The organism is Paenibacillus sp. FSL H8-0315 (genome assembly GCF_038005365.1).
In the GTDB taxonomy this organism is placed as follows: Bacteria; Bacillota; Bacilli; order Paenibacillales; family Paenibacillaceae; genus Paenibacillus_AQ; species Paenibacillus_AQ odorifer.
This window is the reverse complement of the sequence record NZ_JBBOTA010000001.1, coordinates 3832772-3851910: the sequence shown is the minus strand read 5'-3', so window position 1 is coordinate 3851910 and position 19139 is coordinate 3832772. Positions and strand designations below refer to the sequence as shown.

At 47.3% G+C, this 19139-nt stretch carries 20 protein-coding genes; 5 read left to right on the top strand and 15 right to left on the bottom strand.

The window, feature by feature from the left end; all coding sequences use genetic code 11:
* Positions 1–11: 11 nt before the first annotated feature.
* The 6 genes from MHB56_RS16795 to MHB56_RS16770 all read right to left on the bottom strand — a co-directional run bounded on the left by MHB56_RS16795 (position 12) and on the right by MHB56_RS16770 (position 8625).
* On the bottom strand, positions 12–902 hold the full coding sequence (locus MHB56_RS16795; RefSeq protein ID WP_036682603.1) for a carbohydrate ABC transporter permease: 891 nt from the start codon (positions 900–902) through the stop codon (positions 12–14).
* Positions 903–919: 17 nt separating this feature from the next.
* The gene (locus MHB56_RS16790) at positions 920–1909 is read right to left on the bottom strand and encodes an ABC transporter permease (RefSeq protein WP_036682605.1); all 990 of its coding nucleotides are present in this window, start codon (positions 1907–1909) and stop codon (positions 920–922) included.
* A gap of 173 nt (positions 1910–2082) precedes the next feature.
* On the bottom strand, positions 2083–5310 hold the full coding sequence (locus MHB56_RS16785; RefSeq protein ID WP_341143775.1) for a cellobiose phosphorylase: 3228 nt from the start codon (positions 5308–5310) through the stop codon (positions 2083–2085).
* Positions 5311–5338: 28 nt separating this feature from the next.
* Positions 5339–6676 (bottom strand): glycoside hydrolase family 30 protein, encoded by a 1338-nt coding sequence (locus MHB56_RS16780; RefSeq protein ID WP_280753295.1) that lies wholly within the window; start codon positions 6674–6676, stop codon positions 5339–5341.
* 394 nt (positions 6677–7070) lie between these two features.
* Positions 7071–8090 (bottom strand): LacI family DNA-binding transcriptional regulator, encoded by a 1020-nt coding sequence (locus MHB56_RS16775; RefSeq protein WP_280753296.1) that lies wholly within the window; start codon positions 8088–8090, stop codon positions 7071–7073.
* Positions 8091–8142: 52 nt separating this feature from the next.
* The gene (locus MHB56_RS16770) at positions 8143–8625 is read right to left on the bottom strand and encodes a hypothetical protein (RefSeq protein WP_280753297.1); all 483 of its coding nucleotides are present in this window, start codon (positions 8623–8625) and stop codon (positions 8143–8145) included.
* A gap of 273 nt (positions 8626–8898) precedes the next feature.
* On the opposite strand from MHB56_RS16770, the gene MHB56_RS16765 reads away from it, so the two are divergent.
* Positions 8899–9621 carry an HNH endonuclease gene (locus tag MHB56_RS16765; protein WP_339170960.1) on the top strand — a complete coding sequence of 241 codons (723 nt, stop codon included), beginning with the start codon at positions 8899–8901 and terminating at the stop codon, positions 9619–9621.
* A gap of 73 nt (positions 9622–9694) precedes the next feature.
* Here MHB56_RS16765 and MHB56_RS16760 read toward each other — a convergent pair whose 3' ends face one another.
* The gene (locus tag MHB56_RS16760) at positions 9695–9892 is read right to left on the bottom strand and encodes a YwbE family protein (protein ID WP_036682616.1); all 198 of its coding nucleotides are present in this window, start codon (positions 9890–9892) and stop codon (positions 9695–9697) included.
* Between the two features lie 62 nt (positions 9893–9954).
* Here MHB56_RS16760 and MHB56_RS16755 point away from each other — a divergent pair, with 62 nt between their 5' ends.
* Positions 9955–10257, top strand: a complete 303-nt coding sequence (locus MHB56_RS16755) for a hypothetical protein (protein ID WP_076124555.1) — start codon at positions 9955–9957, stop codon at positions 10255–10257.
* Positions 10258–10259: 2 nt separating this feature from the next.
* Here the strand turns inward: MHB56_RS16755 and sdaAA are convergent, their stop codons facing one another.
* The 4 genes from sdaAA to MHB56_RS16735 form a co-directional block, all read right to left on the bottom strand.
* Entirely contained in the window at positions 10260–11138 is an 879-nt protein-coding gene (gene sdaAA / locus MHB56_RS16750) for an L-serine ammonia-lyase, iron-sulfur-dependent, subunit alpha (RefSeq protein WP_076124557.1), read from the bottom strand.
* On the bottom strand, positions 11135–11845 hold the full coding sequence (gene sdaAB / locus MHB56_RS16745; RefSeq protein ID WP_076142076.1) for an L-serine ammonia-lyase, iron-sulfur-dependent subunit beta: 711 nt from the start codon (positions 11843–11845) through the stop codon (positions 11135–11137). The genes sdaAA and sdaAB overlap by 4 nt, the downstream gene beginning before the upstream one ends.
* A 155-nt stretch (positions 11846–12000) precedes the next feature.
* Positions 12001–12420, bottom strand: a complete 420-nt coding sequence (locus tag MHB56_RS16740) for a GNAT family N-acetyltransferase (RefSeq protein ID WP_076142075.1) — start codon at positions 12418–12420, stop codon at positions 12001–12003.
* 2 nt (positions 12421–12422) lie between these two features.
* On the bottom strand, positions 12423–12998 hold the full coding sequence (locus MHB56_RS16735; RefSeq protein WP_076124562.1) for a DUF4269 domain-containing protein: 576 nt from the start codon (positions 12996–12998) through the stop codon (positions 12423–12425).
* A 125-nt stretch (positions 12999–13123) separates the two neighbouring features.
* Here MHB56_RS16735 and MHB56_RS16730 point away from each other — a divergent pair, with 125 nt between their 5' ends.
* Both MHB56_RS16730 and MHB56_RS16725 read left to right on the top strand, forming a co-directional pair.
* The gene (locus MHB56_RS16730; protein WP_076142074.1) at positions 13124–14023 is read left to right on the top strand and encodes an SDR family oxidoreductase; all 900 of its coding nucleotides are present in this window, start codon (positions 13124–13126) and stop codon (positions 14021–14023) included.
* Positions 14024–14054: 31 nt separating this feature from the next.
* Positions 14055–14510, top strand: coding sequence for a hypothetical protein (locus MHB56_RS16725; protein ID WP_076142073.1), 456 nt, complete (start codon positions 14055–14057; stop codon positions 14508–14510).
* A 16-nt stretch (positions 14511–14526) separates the two neighbouring features.
* Here the strand turns inward: MHB56_RS16725 and MHB56_RS16720 are convergent, their stop codons facing one another.
* The 3 genes from MHB56_RS16720 to MHB56_RS16710 all read right to left on the bottom strand — a co-directional run bounded on the left by MHB56_RS16720 (position 14527) and on the right by MHB56_RS16710 (position 17544).
* Positions 14527–16176 (bottom strand): NAD(P)H-hydrate dehydratase, encoded by a 1650-nt coding sequence (locus MHB56_RS16720; protein ID WP_341143774.1) that lies wholly within the window; start codon positions 16174–16176, stop codon positions 14527–14529.
* Positions 16177–16266: 90 nt separating this feature from the next.
* Entirely contained in the window at positions 16267–16899 is a 633-nt protein-coding gene (locus tag MHB56_RS16715) for an NAD(P)-dependent oxidoreductase (protein WP_280753300.1), read from the bottom strand.
* A gap of 231 nt (positions 16900–17130) precedes the next feature.
* Complete coding sequence (locus MHB56_RS16710; protein ID WP_081383325.1) at positions 17131–17544, bottom strand: GNAT family N-acetyltransferase; 414 nt, start codon at positions 17542–17544, stop codon at positions 17131–17133.
* Positions 17545–17723: 179 nt separating this feature from the next.
* Between MHB56_RS16710 and MHB56_RS16705 the strand changes: the two genes are divergently transcribed.
* Positions 17724–18032, top strand: a complete 309-nt coding sequence (locus MHB56_RS16705; RefSeq protein ID WP_076134873.1) for a hypothetical protein — start codon at positions 17724–17726, stop codon at positions 18030–18032.
* Positions 18033–18828: 796 nt separating this feature from the next.
* Here MHB56_RS16705 and MHB56_RS16700 read toward each other — a convergent pair.
* Positions 18829–19053 (bottom strand): YezD family protein, encoded by a 225-nt coding sequence (locus MHB56_RS16700; protein ID WP_076101319.1) that lies wholly within the window; start codon positions 19051–19053, stop codon positions 18829–18831.
* Between the last annotated feature and the right edge of the window lie 86 nt (positions 19054–19139).

Below are 19139 nucleotides of genomic sequence, written 5' to 3'. Positions count from 1 at the left end.
ACTGCTAGACATCAGCCCTTAATGGAGCCGATCATCATCCCTTTAACGAAATAACGCTGCAGGAACGGATACACGAATACTATCGGCAGTGTGGTCACTACCATCGTCGCCAGCTTAATGGACTGTGACGTTACGCTTCTCGTAACGCTGCTGCCTTGTACAGCGACCATCATTTGACTAGAGCTCGATTGTGCGACGACCCGGAACAAATACGTCTGAATCGGCTGTAGATCAGTATTATTGATATAGATCATACCCGTGAAGTAATCATTCCACTGATACACGCCATGGAACAGCGCAATGGTAGCAATTACAGGCATGGATACTGGAAGTACGATTCTTAGAAAGATGGACCAATCATTAGCACCGTCAATCCGTGCTGCTTCTTCCAGCCCATCGGGAATCTCCCGGAAGAAGGTCATGAAGATAATAAGATCAAAGAAGCTAAACATAACAGGAATTATATAGACTAGGAAATTCTCTAATAGGTGAAGATCCTTCATCAGCAGGAAGGTAGGAATGAGTCCCCCGCCAAAAAAGAGAGTCACTGTACCCATCAGCATGTAGAACTTACCGCCAATGAGGTTTTTTCTGGAGAATGCATAAGCTACCATCGCTGTGAAAAATACATGCAGTACAGTACCCAAAAGTGTTTTGGCGACAGTAACCCACATCGCCTGCATGATGCCGGGGCTGGCAAACACGGCCTCGAAATTCTCAAAGCTGAACATCCGCGGCCACCAGTAGATTCCTCCCCGCATGGCGTCATTACCGTTATTGAAGGCATTAACCAATACGTACCAGATCGGGTAAAGCGTTATGAAGCAGATACATAACATGATAAGGTTATTGATGATATCGAACAGGGCCTCGCCCTTCGTTTTACGCTTAAGTGCAAACATATATGGTCCTCCTTATCCTAGAACAACGATGTATCGTTGATTTTTTTAGATACTTGGTTGGCAATCAGCAGCAATATTAGAGCGATAACCGATTTTAACAATCCAACTGCAGTTGAGTAAGAGAAGCGGCCTGAGAGAATCCCTGTATAGTACACATAGTAATCAATTACATTACTTGCACTATCATTCAGTGAGTTGCGCAGGACCAGAATCTGATCAAAGTTGGAGTTCAGCACTCCGCTGACCGCGAGAATGAAGAGAATGCTGATTGTCGATTTAATCGCCGGCAAGGTAACATACCACATCTTCTGAAATCTGCCCGCGCCGTCGATTGTCGCCGCCTCGTACATTTCAGGAGATACACCGGAAATTGCTGCTAAATAGATAATCGCTGACCATCCAAGTTCTTTCCAGATATCAGAGGAGATAATAATTGTCCAGAAGTAACCAGGCTCAGCCAAGTATGTAATTGGCTGATCAATCAGATGAAGCGCTAGCAAAATGTTATTGATAATTCCTACATCAGCAAGCCATGTAGCCAAAATCCCTCCGAGTACCACCCATGAGAGAAAGTGGGGCAAATACGAAATCGTCTGTATGGTCTTCTTGAATTTCATTGAACGAACTTCATTCAGAAATAGAGCAAATATTATTGGCAATGGAAATCCGATAATTAGCTTAAACAAGCTGATGCCGAGCGTATTTTTAATTACATTCGAGAGATTGTCATCATCCATGAACTCTTTGAAATGTGTAAGTCCCACCCATGGGGCTTCTGCAATCGTTTTAACGATGTTGTAATCTTTAAAAGCAATGATAATTCCATACATGGGAATGTAGTTAAAGATTATCATCCACGCAATGCCGAGTAGAGCCATTGTCTGCAAATGACGCTGGGCAATGAACCTCTTCCAAAGCGGGCTCCGATTTACTTTACCGGTTTCGAAATTGCCAGGAATTAACGGCTTCATCGCTGAGCTTACTTCCATGCTTTTTTTGTTCTCCATCCTTTGGACCTCCAGGCTCTATATCTGTATTTAATCTAAAGCGCTTACAATGTTTATGTATCCATTGTATTTGCTTTTGCCTGTCTCCGTAAGGCTTTGAATTTCGGATTATAGGTACCATTTTTCGGATTGAGTGAAAATTTAAGGGCGAGCCGCAGCTCGCCCCTCTATTTTTATGCTAATACTGCTTGAATTTGCACGATTTCTCCACGCCGCAGAGCCTCTGCCTCTGCACCGCGCACGAACGCTCCAGATATTTTAGTCACAGTTCCATTGCGGTATACAAGCATCAAAGATTGAATGCTAACCTTCTTCTCGCCAAAGGTATTTTCACGTTTTGGATTAGAATAGATTACCTCCGTATTCCCTAGGAAAGTGAAAGACAGTTTGCCCTCTTCATCAAACAGCCATCCTGGCAATACCGGATCGAGAGACAGCGTAAGCGCTCCATCCTCCATTCTGAAAACATGGCTTCCAGCCATCATTGTTCTCCACATGCTTAAGAATTCCGCGGTCGATCCACTAAGTCTCGCTACGAACCCCCTACCATGGTTATTTGGATCAGGATTGCCTCCAGTTGCGATAAATGATGAATTCTCCAGTGTACTGCGTCCATAAACAGCAGGATCAAGGAATGGCACCAGCGACGTCTTCAGCTCGCCGTAGAATTCCTCATACAGCCCGCCCTTCAGCAGCTCAAGCAAATACTTATAGGACATGTGCAGGAAGTTAGACTCCCGTTCTAGCCAGCCTGGTGTGAAGGCTCTCATCCGTCCGATTTCATGCGATTCACCTTCTAGACTAACAGAGGTCTGATACATAGATGTTGCCTGATCATACAGCTCTGTTTGCTTAATCAGATTATAGATTTCTTTTGCCTGCACCGGGTTCTTCATCGTCTTCAACCAGCGGGTAGGTCCTTCAAGGAAATAAGGCAAGGCATAAGCCTTAAACTCCTCTACCACAGCCTTTGGCAATCCGTATCCGCTAATGACTGGCTGACCCTCAGCATCTGTTACCTGATGGAATTTCTCCGCTTCAAAACGGAAATAGGTTGGGGTAAGTCCATTGCCCATTTCTACCGCCTTGTTGATCCCCTCATCAATTTTAACCAGGAACTTGGAAAGGGCTTCGCGGATGTGTTCCAAGGTTACTTCAGTTTCAGCACCCGTAATGCCAAACCGGATACTTGCTCTATAAGCTTCACGGGCTGAAGCTACTGTATCCCAATAGTTGAATTGTTCCACTTCTCCTGCTAGGACAGCAGTTACCGCGTGATATACCGCTTCAAGCAGCTCCGCGATTTCTTCTGGCAGCTTTACAGCTCCCTGTACATTCTCAGCACCGTTCAGCACATCCAGCAAAAAGACTACAGTACGCTTCAGCTCAAAAGTCTCACTCATTCCGGAGCCAAACAATCCCGGCAGACCGTTCATAGCATCGTTCCAGCCCGGCTTGTTGCCTTCCATCTCCACACCCATGCCGTAAGGGTCAAGCGTAGCAAATTTATTCAAAGCAAGAGACAACATCTTCACGAACAGATTGGTGTGGTAAATAGCACCTTGCCCACCTTTGGTACGCAGCCAATGGGTATCTCCAGCTTTCCATTTCAGCTTATGCAGCTTCTCCTCATCCTCAAGGAGGGCGCCATATTGCCGGGCTTTTCCGTCACTAATTACATACTTCTCACTACGTGGCAGCACATATGCTGGGCTGTCATAGAACGCATAAGTACTATCCCCAAATAAAAGCTCCTGCTTCTTGTCAGGGAAAATGTCCAAATAACCTACTACGAGATCCAAATTATATGTCCAGTGATCAGACCAGAAGCCTTCGCCAAAAGCAGCCTCAATGTTTTGCTGTGAAAGAGCCAGCAGACCCGACAGAAACTCCTGCTCACTAACCTTCAGCGTAACGTTTTGATCCGCAATGTAATTGATCAGGCTGCCTGGGGTGAACCGGCTGTTGCATAGCTTAACAAGCTCAGCTTGATGATCCGCAGCCGCTTCTCCGATCCATTCCGCAGCCTTAGCTTTGCTGTCTGGCTTCACTTCAAAGGTTGTTCCTTGAACACTTAGTGGATTGTAGCCATCTGCTTGAATCAAGCTATAGAACATTTTGATGTTGAAGCTGCCCACCTTCGGATTAAAAAACACATCATTCCGGCGGTTCTGATTCATGTCGCGGAAGTTACCGTTCCCCTGTGAATAGTATTCTGGGGCAAGTGAGAAGAAGTTATAGTCGCGCTCCAAATCGCCATGCTTGCGGGAATATAAATGAACTACAAAGCCATCTCCGCCATTGTCAAAAATAAAAGGATAGCCTCCCCGCAGGAAGTTATCGAGATAGGACTGACGGCAATAAGCATCAAACACAGCCGATGAAGTGTGCGTGGCAATGTCTTCTGTTAATTCCTCTGTCAGACCTGCGGCTTCCTTGGATTTGGACAGGATATATTCATCCCGGCATAACCGCTCCGCCTTTTTATTGATTTTGTCGATGTCATTTACATGCCCAACCAAAGTATTCAGGGTCAAGCTGCTGCCGGGTGCCAAACGTCTAGCCACACCACTGAAGCCGCAAGGAACCTTATTGACTGGATATTGTGGAAGCTCACTCAGCTCCGAAAGCGTTAATCCCGCAAAGCGGTCTGGGTAAGTAAGAGAGGTATTGCCGCCGAAAATAAGTTCGAAATCAACGATTGGCGCGACTTTTTCTCCATCTCCAGTAAACGACAGATAGAAATGTCCATTTGTGATTTCGCTAACCTGTGCACTATCATTGGTGCTGGAACGCAGCTTATAGAACGGAATACCGTTCTCCAGATTGTATACGTCCATCCAGCTGCGCAGCAGGTTACCAATCTCCTTGTAGCCGCTGTTTTCTACTCCGTAAGGCAAAATCTCAGGCAGACCATCCATCAGCTCCAGCTCAATCTCTTTGCCACCGATATTCTCAATCTCCACCCGACGTACCAACGCGGCATAATCGTCATTAGGCAGATTAAAATAGTGTACAGTCGTCTTCAGCCCATGCCCGGCATGGCTTTCTTCAAGGGTCAGTCCGTTAGGCAAAATGGTCATGATCCGCTTGGCGGCAGGATCTGGACGTGCCGATTGAAATGGCTCATAAATCTCTTGCTCGCCTTTTATTTTAATAAAGGTTCGGAATCCGGTGGTTCCTACGTCTTTATAAGAGATATTTGCTGGAGAGAATTCCATGATTGGCGAGTTCTTGTCGCGTACCCCAAAGCTGCAAATCGCTTGCCCCCGGTTTACATAAAAAGTCCACATTGGAATTCCCTTAAGACCTGCAAGACCTGGCAGGAAACTAGAGAAAGGCTTTCCTGTATCAAACTGCTCCATTACAAAGTTACCTGATTCGAAATAATAATTACTCACGTTAATGTCCTCCTAAACTGTTACTTATTTATGAAATCAGATGCGTTACGATAGAATGAGGGGATAGCTCGCAGTTGGCAATCTCTTCGCCAAGCCCCAGGGTTACCGTGCGAACTTCTTCGCTCTCATTCATCAATATGACAGCAATGCTGCCGTCCGGATTACGGAATGCTGTGGATAGGATTCCTTCCGCTTCAGAAGTAAAGCCAATCCGTACCGCACCTGGCGCGATAAATTTACTGAAATGCCCGATATAATAATAAGAGCTGTTATAGTGCAATTCGTCTGTTGTTGTATCTGCAATAATTGGGGCATCACAGAGATTCCCTACATGATTGGGCCCGCCGGTCTCATCCAGTACCAGGTTCCAGTCCAGGTACCCTTCTGTCCATGCATTGAGATCCCCAATCATATTTCTGCCGTAACGTTCACCTGTAAACCATTCGCCAAGCTTGACGCCGCCCTCTTGACAGCCCTCAGTGAACAATAGATGTTTCTCAGGAAATAGATCATGTACCTTTTGTACCTTGTCGAACTCCTCACCACCATACCAGTGGATGCCTGTACCCCACACATATTGTGCAGCTTCAGGATCAGACAATACGACCGAAGCACGTTCGACCATAATATCGCGGTTATGATCCCAGATGACAATGTTCACATCGGAATGGCCTGCCTGCTGCATCACTGGACCGAGATGATTTTTAACAAAATCGCGTTCCTCTTCCGCACTATAAATACAAGAATCCCAGACTTGAACAGCAGCCGGCTCATTTTGCACGGAAACCGCCCAAATAGGTACGCCTTCCTTCCCATAAGCTTCGATAAATTTGGTATAATAGCGTGCCCAAACTTCAGCGTATTCTGGCTTGAGTGATCCTCCATTATTCATTTCACCATTTGTTTTCATCCATGCCGGAGGGCTCCAAGGAGACGCCAACATCGTGAACGGCCCGCCTTTTACCTGCATTGCATCCTTAATCAGCGGAAGCACCCACTTATGATCATGAGAGATATCAAAGGTAGCCAGCTCCGTATCATGATCAGCGACATAAGTATAATTTCCAAGAGCAAAGTCACAGCTATGGATATGAACACGACCCATGTTATAGCCTAACCCCTCTACCGGATGAAAATAGCGGTGAATAACCTCTGCCCGTTTCTCAGGACTGAGCCGTGACAACGTATAGGCCGCAGCTTCTGTGAAAGCGCCACCAAATCCTATCATCTTTTGGAACTCCTGCTCTGGCCTAAGCTCTACATCGGCAGATCCAGAATCTACTCTTGTGCTAAAAACAATTGCCTCTTTCGGAGTTAAGCGTTCCCCTGTATCTTTTGCAGTTACTACAGTTTGAACTTTTGCCATTTCATCCATCTCCTCTAATTGTTTTGTTACTAACAACAAGCACTGCCTTTACTGGATCACCATCCGATGTTAGGGTTCGGAGCGATGGGCCACTGAAACGTTTGAGAAAATTCAAGGAAGCCCTCGGTAAATTTTGATTTCATCTCAATTCGAAACCTATTATCGAAACCGGTTTCGATTATAACGAAAAAAAATGATCTAACGAGAGCAGGAAAAAAGCGGCATAACAATATGCCCATTATAGCCCTATTCCTCTGAATACGCTGTAGCAAATACCACATAGGAAAAATTCGAGCTATGATGTCCTCTACTTTATCAGGACTCTTTTCTCTACGTCAAGATTTATCCTGTGGATAGCAGCCCGCTCTCTGTAGTTATGGAATTTGATACAGCTCTAATTCCTGCTAGCCGGAGGCGCACAGGATTCCCGTTCGATCACTTCTACCGGAACTAAAACCGCTTCCTTATCCAACTGTTTCCCTTCAATCGATGCTAAAAGAATGTCCGCTGCCCGGCTTCCTAAAAGTGCCGTATCCTGACGAATGGTTGTCAATGCAGGTGTAACATACTCAGCTAGATCAATATCATCGTAACCCACAACTGAAATGTCCCGCGGTACGGAAAGTCCACTATCTTTTGCCGCCATAATAGCCCCTAAAGCTAACATGTCACCCGAAGCAAAAACAGCGGTTGGCCGATCAGGCAGCTTAAGAAGCTCCAGCATCGCATGGTAACCACTTTCACGAGAATAAAAAGCTCCATTCACAACATAGGACTCCGGCACGTCAAGCCCCTGCTGCTTCATAGCGTTCTTATACCCTAACTCCCGAGTTTTACCGGGAAAAGTGTTCATCCCCCCGGAAATATGAGCAATCTTGCGATGACCCAAAGAAACTAAATACTCTATCGCAAGCTGAGCTCCAGCCGTATTATCCGAACATACCGTATGCGACTGCGTAGTCTCAAAATCCAGAATCACAGTAGGAATATCACTCTCTAGCAGCTCACGGAAATAGGGGTCCTCGTAATCAGACAAGAAAACGACAACACCATCTACACCACGGATTCGGCAATTCTCCAAATACCCGCTTTGTTTACCCCCAACATCCTTGGAAATAAACATGAGGGCATACCCCTTATCCACAGCAACCTTCTTAAAGCTCTCAATCACAGCGCTAAAAAAGGGATGGCGAATACCAAATCCCGTATTCTCTACAAATAATACACCAATGGTCCATGATTTCTTAGTAGTCAGTGTACGGGCATGGGAATTCGGCAAATATCCCATTTCTTGGGCAACCCGGAAAATTTCCTGGCGAGTCTTCTCCCGTACATCGGAATAATTATTAAACGCCTTGGATACCGTTGTAGGAGAGTAACCGGTTCTTTTGGCAATATCGTATATAGTTGTCAATCCGGTTCACTCCTTGCCCAGACTAATAAAATACCTTCTGTTCACTGCAATTTTAACGTCTTTCGGTACCGCCGTCCAGCAAAAAGTAACTTTGTACGGAAGGAAGCAGCGTAACAGCTTGGATCAAAAGCCCTAGACTCATATAGACCAGATGTATGATTACCACACTGTCGAGCATATACGTCTGTACCATAATCCAAATGATTAGACCAAATCCGATATATAGGGACAATGCCCAGAAGCTATATAATTTCTTAAAGGGATTCAAAGTATTCACCCAATGCCATTCTGGTCTCTTGATCAACCCATATAACACGAACATAGGCAGGATACCAAATACGATGAATAGCAAAATACCCGGAATTAAAAAATCTGAAAATGGCGATCTTTCCAGCATAGATGTGGGTATATGTATCAGATCACCACTAGGATCTATGACCATTGACCCGCCTCCTGCTAACGCTCCAACCCCCAAAAATATATGAAGAATATAAAGCAATGTTACCGTAAACGGCCTTCTTTTGGTTGGCTTCATTTCAGTTCCCCTTCCCATGTTTAAAAAGTAGAGCATTCCTTACAGCTCTTTTCGATTTTACATGTTTTTCCTGAATGTCACCAAGACAGATATCACACAAAAAGCCGTATTTAAGCATTTTTTGAGTGCGATGTGAACGATTGTATTTTACGCTATACTAAGATTAGAACGAAATGTTAACCCTGCCGACTGAATCTAATAAATAAAATACATTGGATCCTAAAAAACAAGGAGACAGGACGGGCGCTAAGTTGCGCTGAACCTAACATATCTATGAACGATACCCATCTTTTATCCACCAAACAATGTACCTATTGCCAGCAACAGAAGCCGCTCTCTGAATTTCGTAAACGTACCGGCAAACGTTCCAAAGGCCAGTCTCGCCGTGGCGCTTGTCGGGAGTGCCGCAAACAACGACAAAACATAGATCTCACTCTTGCAGCAGGTCCCATTCCAGTACAACCTGATACCATTCAATCCCCTTCTTCAGCTGTCAAGGAACGCTCCAAACAAGGAAAGCCTTCTTCCACGGTTGCTTCTTCACCGCAATCCAACCCAAATCAGCGCATACGGGGCTTGGAACAACGAAGGAAACATTCTCATTCTCAAGGCGCGAAACTGAGTCCCGAAGATCCAACGCAATTGATTCCCTCTGCCAAAGGGAAAATTCTAATGCGTGGCCACAGTGATAAAGGACGGCGCTGGCATCAGGAAATTGACTACGAGCTTGCAGTTACTCTAGTCAGAGAACATGCCGCTATCGTAGTGAATCGCCGAACCATCCGCCGGATTTACAGCAATAAGGATTTCCGTGCTTATATATTGACCAGAGACAACTATACTTGCTACTTCTGTGGCTCCTATGGAGACACTATAGATCACTTGCTCCCCCGTGCTAAAGGTGGCCATACTACTCCGGATAATTGCGTTTGCGCTTGTACGTTATGTAATCAGACCAAAGCCGATCAGTCCGTTGAGGATTTTATGAGCAGATAAAAAAGAAAAGCGCCCCAATCTCTGTTGATTAGGGGCGCTTTTTTATAAAAATCAAAGGTAAAGTTTATTGTTGTTAGTTAGCAACAATATTCTTAACTCGTCCTACCTGTCCACTGGTTAAACGCACCTTGATGCCATGCGGATGTCGAGGTGAGTTCGTGAGAATATCCTTTACCGTTCCATGTGTTAGCTTACCCGTCGGCTGATCCTGCTTAAGCACAATATCCACTTCAAGCCCAGGACGAATATCGGCTCTTACCTGTCCGTTCATGATGTAATCCCCTTTCAATGGGTTATAATGTTGTCAACTATACTACATAAGGAGGAGACGTAATGGCCTTCGGCATCAACAGAGAAGAATTAACCCGCTGGAAAAAGGCTGTCTCCGCAGGAGAGATCGCTTTCTTAACCCATTACTGGCTAGACCCGCGTTTTCCCGGCATGACTACTGTCACCAAGGTCGGCTGTAGTGACCTGACCAGACTAACATATTGGTGTGAGGAAAATGGACTGCCGGCTAAATATATTCATAATCGTTCGCCATTCCCCCACTTTGACCTTTTGGGACCCAAACAAGCAGAAATCCTTCGGAAGGAAGGATTATGGGAACAGTTGGAACGTTTCAAAATGCTCTAAAATCACTTCTTTTTACGTAAATCCTGCATGATCTTGCGGCCGGTAGGTGTCTGTGCTAATCCGCCACCTGCGGTCTCGCGGTGTTTTTCTGGCATAGCTGAGCCTACCTCAAGCATGACCTTGATTACTTCATCTGAAGGAATCACGCTACGTACGCCAGCTAGTGCCATATCGGCGGCGGCGAGCGCGGTCACTGCACCGAATCCGTTTCTAACGATACAAGGAATCTCTACAAGTCCTCCCACCGGATCACAAATCAGTCCTAATGTGTTCTTAAGCGCCAGTCCAACAGCATGCACTGCTTGTGCAGGCGTTCCTCCACGCAGTTCGGTTAAAGCTCCTGCCGCCATCCCGATGGCCGACCCGACCTCCGCCTGACAGCCACCCTCTGCACCAGATACAAACGAATTGTTGGCAATGACATAACCGATCGCTCCTGCAGCGAACAAACCGGTAACCATATAGTCATCATCCCAGCCAAACCGTTCCTGGCAGCTGAGAAATACACCCGGAATAATTCCGCATGAACCTGCGGTAGGTGTAGCAATTATGCGGCCCATTGAGGCATTAACCTCGGACACAGCCAAGGCATAGGCCATTGCTTGACCAGCGGGTCCACCTAGGCATGGTTCATCTGCTGCGTTATAGGCTCCTACACGCTGGGCATCCATTCCCGTAAGACCGCTGCGCGAAGTGGTATCTTCATGCATCCCACGATGAACAGCCTCTTTCATCACCCCATAATATTCACGCATAGTGGCAAATTCCTGTTCACTGGAACGTCCCGATTCCGCGCTTTGCTCTTCAAGCATAAGGGCTCCAATGGTGAGGCCACGTTCCTCACATAATACAGCCAGTTGGCTAAGTGTTTGAAAATTCATGTTAAGCTTTCCTTCCCCTTCTCATCTTGCTTACCCTCGTTTAAATTAACCAATTTCACCGATTTCACCGCAGTGAGCGCTTTAAGCGCTTCAATAAGCTCTGGAGTAGCAGCTTCATCCAGCTCCAGTACCGTTAAGGCTGCACCGCTGCGATTCTTCCGATCCAGAGACATATGCCCTATATTAAATTGTCCGTTACGCATCACTTCTGTAACACTCGCCAGAACACCTAAATAATCCATATGATGAATCAATACCGTCGGATACATTCCCGTAAGCTTTACTCCAAAACCATCCACATCGACGATCTCAATGTTTCCACCACCGATGGATGTCCCCGTTAAAGTCAGCTCACTTCCTGTCTCTTGTCCGATAAGATGCAGTTTAACTGTGTTAGGATGAGGAAACAATCCCGTTCCTTGCTCAAAAGATACTTCCATCCCAGCTTCAGCCGCTAACTCCAGAGAGTCGGGTAACCGATGATCATCGGTAGCGTAATCCAAAAGTCCTCCGACAATAGCCCTGTCTGTGCCATGGCCCTGATAAGTAGCTGCAAAAGAACCAAAAAACGTCACTTCTGCCACACGCGGCACTTCACCCAGCACCTGCCTTGCAGCCCTTCCGATCCGTGCCGCACCGGCTGTATGCGAGCTTGAAGGCCCGACCATGGCCGGACCAATAATTGAAAACACATCTTTGAAACGCATAAAAGACCTCCTGCCTGCAAAATAGGCAATTATCAAACTCATATATAGTATACTGCACTGGCAGTCGGAGTTCACCGTTACATTTGCTGTGATATATCCACTTCTAATCTAATGATATTTTACTTAGATAGTATTTTCATTTCGCATCTTATGTATCACAAGATATCCTGGGAGTATAACATAATTCCACCTCTATACTGCCAGCCTATCCCTTCCCAGAATCCTCTTCCTTGTTCATTGGTTCCAATCACCATCAGATGACATTTTGCGATACCAGCTGCATGTAAATTACCGAGGCAACGCTTTACAAGCTCACGCCCGATGCCCATGCCTCGGCAGTCATTACTAACTGCAACATGATACATATAACCTCTTCGCCCATCATGTCCACACAATGCAGTTCCTACAATCCGGCCGTCTTCATTCTCGCAGATCTGGCTGAAGCCAGCATTACGCTCCAGATAACGCGTAATCTCCAGTCTCGAATCCGCTTCACTAAGTCCCATTCCCTCTGTATTTTCCCATAGCTGGTGGGCAGCTTCATAATCATCCGCAATCATCTCTCGATAATTCATGTCTATCCCCTCGCTTGTATAGAATGACAAAAAGCATAAAGAGCACTCCGCGGAAGCTTTTCCAGCATCAGCAGCGCTTCATAAGGGTCGCCTTCCAAGCCCAGCACTTGCGCGAAGGCAGGTTCGGTCTTCCACCCGTTTGTTTTCATTGTAATGATCTGCTGGCGAAAATCATTATCCAGCTGAGCTAGAATTTCCGCTTCAATGATCATATGTAAGTAACCATTCTGCAGAGCTGTGGGTCGCGGCTGCCCAAACAGTTCTATAGGCCAGCCACCGGCCATAAAGTTAATTTTCGTTCGTGGGACCCCATCAACCACACGCGATACACTAGTAAACTCATCCATGGTTCCGAAATATCGACTAACAATGTCCGTAAACTTTACGGAATCATGCACCTCACAAATAATATCCAGATCGCTGCCCTTCACCTGAATACCAAGCGGCACTGTGCCAACCAGCACCGGGTTATAGTCGGCCAGCAAACTCATAATATTTAATTTTCTTAACAGGGTATAGACCTCTTTTTGCACTGGAGTTCCACGATTCAGATACTCTATGTTTCGCCAATCATTCATCTCTGACAAACGCTCCCTCGAACTAGGTTATAAACACAGGCAGGACCGGATAACAGCGCACGCTTTTCTAGGCGCATGCATAGAAATATACGGAAGATAGAAGGCAAGGAGGAGTGTATGTAAAAATGAACCCCACCTACCCCTATTATGGGGAACAAACGATATGTAAGGAACAGCCTATTGCTTTTCCCCCACAGCACCAAGACCGTCAGCCTGGTCTAGAGAGTCTAATGAATCCTCGCCCCATCAGTGAAAATCCGGAGATCACCGGCAGCGGAAAGCTAAAAGGAAAAATTGCGCTCATCACCGGAGGCGACAGCGGAATTGGTAAAGCGGCGGCCATTGCTTTTGCAAAGGAAGGCGCAGATGTCGCTATAGCTTATTTATACGAAGCTTCAGATGCAGAGGTCACTCAGCGGCGAATTGAAGAATTAGGGCAACGTTGTTTGCGGATCGAAGTTGATTTACGCCATAAGGAAAACTGCTTCAAGGCTGTGGAGCATACCCTTCGCACTTTTGGCAAGCTGGACATCCTCGTCAACAATCATGGCGTCCAGTACCCGCAAAAAAGTATTCTGGATATCACGGAAGCACAGCTCTACCAAACGTTTCAGACGAATATATTTCCATTCTTTTACCTGACACAAGCCGCACTTCCACATCTAAAAAAAGGCGCAGCCATCATCAACACTGCTTCCATTACTGCCTATCAAGGAAATAAAGAGCTTATAGATTATTCCTCAACTAAAGGCGCGATCGTCTCCTTTACCCGCTCTTTAGCCTTATCACTCGTAGACTCTGGCATTCGTGTCAATAGCGTAGCTCCCGGACCCGTATGGACACCACTAATTCCCTCCAGCTACTCTGCAGATGAGGTTAGTGTATTTGGGACGGATACACCCTTTAAACGTGCCGCACAGCCATATGAGTTAGCAGGAGCCTATCTTTATTTAGCGGGACCGGATTCTTCGTATGTTACCGGGACATGTATTCATGTCAATGGTGGAGACATGGTCACCAGCTGATGCATTACACCACGAGAGGAATGTATATCAAATGAATAAGATAAATGATTATGATATCTCTTCTGTCCGCCTAAGCAGTGGCATGTACGCATTAACCAAATTAGCCTGCGCAGGGCTAACTTACGTCCTTATTACCTTACTTATGCTTGGATTTCCACAATCCGATGGAATTCCTGAAGGCTGGCCACTATCGATTCCTTATGCCATTTATGCTTATGGATTGCCTGCGGCGTTAGTAGCAGATGTACTGCTGCGTATTCTGCGCTCCAAATCCCCTATCCTGCCCCTTGCTGTATATGTCGTCACGGGTTTTGGTGCAGGTCTATGGCTGGCAGCGGAACAAGGTGCAGAGTATCTGCTATGGGGTCTGGGTGGAGTCCTGGGACTACTCCTTCTCAGAGTGACCCAGCTTGGTGTAGAAAGGTTTCCTCTGTTGCTGCCAGTATTCGCCCTATTTCTGCCACTGCTCTGCTTACTGCTGTCATAAGCTTTATTAGGGATACTCAAAGCGCTTCAATGATATCTCCGGCAATAATAGCCGCCGGATTATTCCGCTGACGGGCTGCTTCCTCTCCTGCTAATCCGTGCAGGTATACCCCAAAAGCTGCTGCCTGCGTAGCATGAAGTCCCTGAGCCAGCAGGCTGGAAATCATGCCCGTTAGCACATCACCAGCTCCACCAGTGCCCATGCCGGGATGGCCTGTGGTATTTACATAAGCTTGCCCTTCAGGAGTTGCTATCACGGTATGTGCTCCTTTTAACACAAGCGTAACCCCATGCTCCTTGGCATAGTCCATAGCCAGACCGATTCGGTCACGTTGGACCTCAGCCGTAGTTAGGTTAGCCAGGCGAGCCATTTCGCCTGGGTGAGGTGTCAGAATTACAGAATGACGGCGCCGCGCCCAACTCTTATAATCGGAGTCAGCCAGAATATTTAAAGCATCCGCATCGATAACCAGCGGGCAATCACTGCCTTCCCAAAGACTGCGAAGCCAATCTGTATCACCCGGGAACCGTCCAAGACCTGGTCCCACAGCGATTACATCTCGCTCTTCGCTTAACTTCAGTAGCTCGGGCGCGGTCTCAGCCTCCCAGTTTCCCTCTTCACTGCCACCTACATCAGCCAGCATGAGTTCAGGAACAACACCGATGACGGAAGGTAACAGCTTCTTAGGAAGCGCCCACGTCACCAGTCCGCAGCCCGTGCGCAGCGCAGCACGGGCTGCCAGTAGTCCGGCGCCGCTCATCCGTAAGGTGCCGGCAGCAAGGAGTACATGCCCATAAGTTCCCTTATGGCCTTCTGGCGACCGCCGCCGGGCCAGATCGACCCCCAGATGGGCATGCAGCACTTCCGGTGTCAGCAGATGAGTCTGCACACCGCTGTTAAGAGCCAGAGCAGTCGGAATGCCGATGGCCCGTACCTTGACATGCCCCGCTGCGCCTGCACCGGGGTATTGCAGGAGGCCTCGCTTGAGAAACGCGAGGCATACCGTCACTGACGCATGAATGCAAGGCTCATGCGTCTCTCCTGTGTCCGCGTTCAGACCACTGGGGATGTCCGCGGACACAATGACCTTGCCGCTGCTGTTCGCTGCGGCAATCAGCTCCGCATAGGCGCCGTGCGGGGCTCCCGCGCCGCCGGTGCCGAGCAGCGCATCCAGGATGCCGCTGCACTCGGCAAGGTCCAGCCGATCCCTGCCGTATACTACGGCAGGCAGGCCCATGGCTGCAGCCGCATCGCGCTGCAGGGCGGCCTCGCCGGAGAGCGACTCCGGCGGCACCGCATAGACGAGCGTGACGGCGATGCCGGTCTCGCGAAGGTACCGTGCGGCGGCGAGGCCATCGCCGCCGTTGTTGCCTTTGCCGACGAGGATGAACCATCGCTCGGCTGCGGCAGAGGCAAGCGTCAGCGCATGATCTGCGCTGACCTTAAATGCCTTGCCTGGGTCACCCAGCGCGGCCTCCTTTAGCCCGGCATCGTTCCCTTCGGCTGCATTCCTGCAGCCTGCCCCGCCTCTCTCCCGGCAAAGCGCGATGATCTCCTCTGCGATAACTCTTCCCGCATTCTCCATCAGCGCAATCGCTGGAATCCCCAGCTGCTGGATCGTTTCGCTGTCCAGCTGCCTCATTTGCTCAGCAGTTACCAGATACATGATTTAGCCCCTTTCCGCTATCTACCGTTCCAAAGCTTCACAGGCAATTCCAAATACAAGTCCGAGCGCAAGTCCGGCGCAAGTCTGATATCAGTAAGCGACAGTAAATCGGGCCCGACTAAAATTCCCTTCCTCCAGCTCGTCCACCATAGCTACAGCGAAATCCTCCACACTAATCTTGCTTTCACTATTCTCATCTAGAATAAGACGGTCCAATCCGATGCGGAAATGACCTGTACGACGACCTGGATGAACTACCGCAGCAGGACTGAGATACGTATAATCCAATTCTGTATTTTTGTAAATCTCATAAGCCTGCGCATGCGCCTCTGCAACTGGTTTAAACTCTTCCGGAAAATCCGGTGTATTCATCAGCAGCTCTCCAGTTTCAGTCTTTAAGCTACCTGCACCTCCAACAACCAACAGCCGATTTAACCCTGCCGTCTGCATACCCTCCACCAACGCTTTTGCCGCCGTAATCAGATCCAGCTCGTGGCCCGCTCCTGGTCCATAAGCACTAATTACCTCTTCATGGCCACGGACCGCAGCTGCTACTGAAGCCGGATCAAGAATATCCACCGTTGTGACATGTAAACGCTCGTGTTCGAGAGTTACTGACTCTGGATTGCGTACCGCAGCTGTTACTTCGTGTTTTCTTTTTAATGCCTCCTGTACAATTGCCTTTCCAATCGTTCCTGAAGCGCCCAATATTACAACATCCATCTTGTTGTTCCTCACATTCTACGAGCAAGACCATTATCGTGCAGCCTTCTGCTCAATTATTTTTTTGATGCTCATCTGAATAGCTTTTCCCTTACAGCCTTTAAACATTATTTATCCCCTGAGATCCAATCGAAACCAGATCGCACCTACTACTCCACTTCCAGACCAAAAACCCCTTAACCAATACAAGGGGCACTCTCTACTAAAAAAGCAGCATGAATTCGCCTTAGCTTAGCGACGCAAAAACATTCCCTGAGAACGTGGCATAACCGATTCAAATCCATATTGTGCATAGAGCTTCGAGGCTTCTCCATCTGCAATCAGACTTACATAAGCCTTGTCCGGTACAGTATTAAGGAACTCTCTAATTTCCCGCATGATCAGCTTTCCCAAACCTCGTCCTTGATGTGAAGGCTTGACCGCAATATCTGTGACCTGAAAAAAGCATCCCCCATCGCCAATCACCCGCCCCATCCCGATTAGGTTATTCTCCTCATACAAAGTTACCGCAAAAATAGAACGAGGCAAACCGATCGCTGCACCTTCCACACTCATTTCACTCAGCCCAGCTTCTTTTCTCAGCGCCAAATACTGTTCCACTGAAGGCTGTTCATGGCGTATATCAAGCTTACTAGTTGTTTCCATCCGCACTCCTCCGTTCAGCATTGCTGTTCCCACTATATACGACTGCATGGTTCACAGGCAAGGCTCACTGCTAGGGATGTTTTTGAAACTGAGGGATAAGCATTATATTCTTGAATTCCTTTACTGACTGTGTGGAATAGTATCTGTAACAATATTTTTAAAAGGGTGGGTGAAGCATTATGTCTCCTGTAGCCAAGCTGTTTAAATGGGGAACATGCCTTTATGAAGCTTTTCTGGCTCTGCCGTTGATTGGCGGACTCTTTATCATTGCTAATGGTTGGGTCCCTTTGGCCATTGCCTTTTTGCTTCATGCTGTAGCCGTTGTTGTGCTGCAAAGAGAACATAAACCATTCATGGGTAACGTTCTGGGCATTATCACCTCGATTTTAGCTTTTGTTCCGATCGTTGGTTGGATTATGCACGCCATTACTGCGTTCATCCTGTTGATGGAGGGCGTATCCGCCTCACGCCAAGCCCCTCGTTATTAACAAACGTACTGCGTCATCAAAATATGTAGCTATCCCACGGGCCGAATCATTTGTAAAAGTCGTAAAAAGACAGATCATCCTCTGCGACCTACCTACGGATCCAGATGACGTATTGTGTGTTCTTACTGGTGGGCGGTCTGCTTCAACACTCATCATTCCTGCGACTTACTGACACAGATGACGTATTGTGTGTTCTTACTCATGGGCGGTCTGCTTCAACACTCATCATTCCTGCGACTTACGGACACAGATGACGTATTGTATGTTCTTACTAATGAGCGGTCTGCTTCAACACTCATCATTCCCTGCGACTTACGGACCCAGATGACATATTGCTGTGTTTTTACTCATGAGCGGTCTGCTTCAACAATCATCATTCCCGGCGACCTGCGGACCCAGATGACATATTGCTATGTTTTTACTCATGAGCGGTCTGCTTCAACAATCATCATTCCTGCGACCTAGGGACCCAGATGACGTTATTTGCACCTTTTCAGCTTTTGGAGCGTGGTTTCGGACTCCAGGGACATTATTGCTTAGAATCAGGTCCATATGTGGCGTTTTTTATGCCAATAGCGGCTATGCGGTCCGTTATCGGGGCAAATGTGGCATAATACTGCGTTTAGCGTCAACTGAGTCCGATGGGGTGCGACATATGGTGCGTCATACGTGCCAAATATCAAGCATACGAAGAAAAAGGAGTTGCCCCAGCAGCCATTTCGTGGCTTATGTGACAACTCCATAATCTTTTATCCAAAAAGATGATATATACCTTTATGATTGCCCAGAGATTGAATCAACGTCCCGCCGATTGAGAATCGGCCCGCCGGCTGCCGCTTTCACCAATATAACGTCCATTTGCGTTGCCACTGCTATTCTCAAACCGTTTGCGTTCCGTACGCTCCATCTGAACAATCTGACCTTCATGAACCACAATATGCAATGAGCCAAATTCCATATCATCCAGAAGTCCTGCAATCCGCGTAAGCCATAAATCGTCCACTTTCAGCGGTTTAGCCATTCTCTAGCCTCCCTTTCTCACCAAAGGATTATATCCGCCTAAATTCCTTTTTTCCTCAATTCCGTTATTACCAACCAGTATACTAT

Excerpts from the sequence above, each read along its gene's own strand:
- MHB56_RS16765 (WP_339170960.1), top strand. The coding sequence starts at position 8,899 with ATGAACGATACCCATCTTTTATCCACCAAACAATGTACCTATTGCCAG.
- MHB56_RS16790 (WP_036682605.1), bottom strand. The coding sequence starts at position 1,909 with ATGGAGAACAAAAAAAGCATGGAAGTAAGCTCAGCGATGAAGCCGTTA.
- MHB56_RS16710 (WP_081383325.1), bottom strand. The coding sequence starts at position 17,544 with ATGGAAACAACTAGTAAGCTTGATATACGCCATGAACAGCCTTCAGTG.
- MHB56_RS16720 (WP_341143774.1), bottom strand. The coding sequence starts at position 16,176 with ATGTATCTGGTAACTGCTGAGCAAATGAGGCAGCTGGACAGCGAAACG.
- MHB56_RS16760 (WP_036682616.1), bottom strand. The coding sequence starts at position 9,892 with ATGAACGGACAGGTAAGAGCCGATATTCGTCCTGGGCTTGAAGTGGAT.
- MHB56_RS16735 (WP_076124562.1), bottom strand. The coding sequence starts at position 12,998 with ATGAATGATTGGCGAAACATAGAGTATCTGAATCGTGGAACTCCAGTG.
- MHB56_RS16730 (WP_076142074.1), top strand. The coding sequence starts at position 13,124 with ATGAACCCCACCTACCCCTATTATGGGGAACAAACGATATGTAAGGAA.
- MHB56_RS16795 (WP_036682603.1), bottom strand. The coding sequence starts at position 902 with ATGTTTGCACTTAAGCGTAAAACGAAGGGCGAGGCCCTGTTCGATATC.
- sdaAB (WP_076142076.1), bottom strand. The coding sequence starts at position 11,845 with ATGCGTTTCAAAGATGTGTTTTCAATTATTGGTCCGGCCATGGTCGGG.
- MHB56_RS16725 (WP_076142073.1), top strand. The coding sequence starts at position 14,055 with ATGAATAAGATAAATGATTATGATATCTCTTCTGTCCGCCTAAGCAGT.
- MHB56_RS16705 (WP_076134873.1), top strand. The coding sequence starts at position 17,724 with ATGTCTCCTGTAGCCAAGCTGTTTAAATGGGGAACATGCCTTTATGAA.
- MHB56_RS16715 (WP_280753300.1), bottom strand. The coding sequence starts at position 16,899 with ATGGATGTTGTAATATTGGGCGCTTCAGGAACGATTGGAAAGGCAATT.
- MHB56_RS16780 (WP_280753295.1), bottom strand. The coding sequence starts at position 6,676 with ATGGCAAAAGTTCAAACTGTAGTAACTGCAAAAGATACAGGGGAACGC.
- MHB56_RS16700 (WP_076101319.1), bottom strand. The coding sequence starts at position 19,053 with ATGGCTAAACCGCTGAAAGTGGACGATTTATGGCTTACGCGGATTGCA.
- MHB56_RS16740 (WP_076142075.1), bottom strand. The coding sequence starts at position 12,420 with ATGAATTATCGAGAGATGATTGCGGATGATTATGAAGCTGCCCACCAG.
- MHB56_RS16755 (WP_076124555.1), top strand. The coding sequence starts at position 9,955 with ATGGCCTTCGGCATCAACAGAGAAGAATTAACCCGCTGGAAAAAGGCT.
- sdaAA (WP_076124557.1), bottom strand. The coding sequence starts at position 11,138 with ATGAATTTTCAAACACTTAGCCAACTGGCTGTATTATGTGAGGAACGT.
- MHB56_RS16770 (WP_280753297.1), bottom strand. The coding sequence starts at position 8,625 with ATGAAGCCAACCAAAAGAAGGCCGTTTACGGTAACATTGCTTTATATT.